The organism is Acinetobacter lwoffii (genome assembly GCF_052078135.1).
GTDB lineage: Bacteria > Pseudomonadota > Gammaproteobacteria > Pseudomonadales > Moraxellaceae > Acinetobacter > Acinetobacter lwoffii_Z.
Map to the genome: position 1 here is coordinate 1 of NZ_JBQGUZ010000060.1, position 1,863 is coordinate 1,863.

Genomic DNA, 1,863 nt, shown 5'->3' on the forward strand with positions numbered 1-1,863 from the left:
TTTACTGCGCTATGCTGTGAATGATCCGTGCCTTTCATATCGCCATGGTTCATTTTCGAATGATCCATTCCTGAATGATCACCACCACCATGTCCCATATCTTCCATAGTCAAAAGCGAGCGTGGACGTGGCTGAGGCATATGAATGCCGTGTGTCACAGGATTTAGTTCATTGTGTAGCGTACCAATCGCATAACCTGAACGGTCAATTGACTCAGCTTCAATTTGATAATGTCCACCTTTTGGCTCCACAATCACATCATAAGTTTCAGCCGTACCAATACGGAATTCATCTACAGAAATGGGTTTCACAGGCTGACCATCAGCACTAACCACAGTCATTTTCAAGTTAGGAATACGGACATCGTAGAAAGACATCGCAGATGCATTCACAAAACGTAGGCGAATTTTTTCATTCGGTTTAAACATTCCTGTCCAATTTTGTTCAGGTGTTTTGCCATTAATGAGGAAGGTATAACCTGTAACATCCGACATGTCGGTTTTTAGCATACGCATCTGATTCCACATTTTGCGGTCAGACCATGTCGCTTTTATGCCATCACGTTTAACCTGCTTCCAAACATCACCCAAGGTTTCACGCTGATCTTGATAATATTCAGCTGAAATTTTAAGATCTTTCTGAATTTGATCACTGGTTTTTTCATGAAAATCTGACAACATCACCACATAGTCACGTTCAGCTTTTTCATGTGCTGCCAATGGTGTTTTACCTTTTGGATAAATCACAAAAGAACCATATAAGCCGTCTTGTTCCTGTCCTTTAGAATGAGCGTGATACCAATAAGTCCCGCTTTGGCGAATCTTGAATTTATAAACATACTCGCTTTGAGGCTTAATACCGTTAAAACCATTAAATCCTGGTACACCATCCATAATGCCCGGCAACAACAGTCCGTGCCAATGAATAGAAGAATCTTGGTTTTTTAAATTATTTTTCACGCGAATGATGGCTTCATCACCCTCTTCAAACTCAAGCAAAGGCGCAGGAAATTGACCATTTACGGTAATGCGCTTTACAGGCTTTCCAGTTGGGCTGACCACTGCTTCATCAATAACAAGCTGATATTCACGCACTTCGGCAAAAACCAAAGGCGACGATGCAAAACAAATACCTGCTAATAGGTACGAACTAATTTTATGAGACATAACTTAACCTTAATTTTTGAAAAATAAATAAATTTTAAAAAAAATTGGTTAAGTTTTAGGAGGACGTGAAATTTCTTGCCAATACCCATTTAGATATTGGTTGAGGTAATAAAAATTAGGCTGATCTATAGAATAGAAGGTATCTAGGGGATCTAGCGAGCTTTGCAAAGAATGAAGACATGAGATCTGTGTCTGGCAGGATAAGCTAGAACATTCCTGACACTTTTTGTGATCTATATTCTGATTAATAGCTAAATGATTATGGCAATCGGTATTCGTCTGTACTTCGTGATTAATACCATGTTGAGTGACTTGCTGTGCTTGATCTAAACAATGATCTTGGCTCATTTCAGTTTGCATATTGATATGCATTATCTTTACTGATGCAACAGACACACTACTCCATCCTATGGCAAAAACCATAAGAAAACAAAACCAAAGTTTTTTGGAGAGATGAGTCAACACGAATGCTATCTAGGAATAGAATTTAATCCAATATATCTTAACGGAATTTCAACTATTTACAACTCAATATAATTTAGTAGTTTCTCTAAAATTAACATAATACACCTTATACGAAACGTGTTTGTTAGAACCCATTTAAAGTGTCTATATTCTCACCAATAAAAATGTCTGGTTTATGATGGTTTTTATCACCATGGACTGGATATAAAATATAGATGCTGATCACTATGTC

Annotated in this window: 1 protein-coding gene; it reads right to left on the reverse strand. The window is 37.7% G+C overall.

Going from position 1 to position 1,863, the window contains the following annotated elements; genetic code table 11:
• On the reverse strand, nt 1-1,166 hold a 1,166-nt coding region (locus ACTL4S_RS16380), incomplete at its 3' end, for a multicopper oxidase domain-containing protein (RefSeq protein WP_441299678.1).
• Nucleotides 1,167-1,863: the final 697 nt, after the last annotated feature.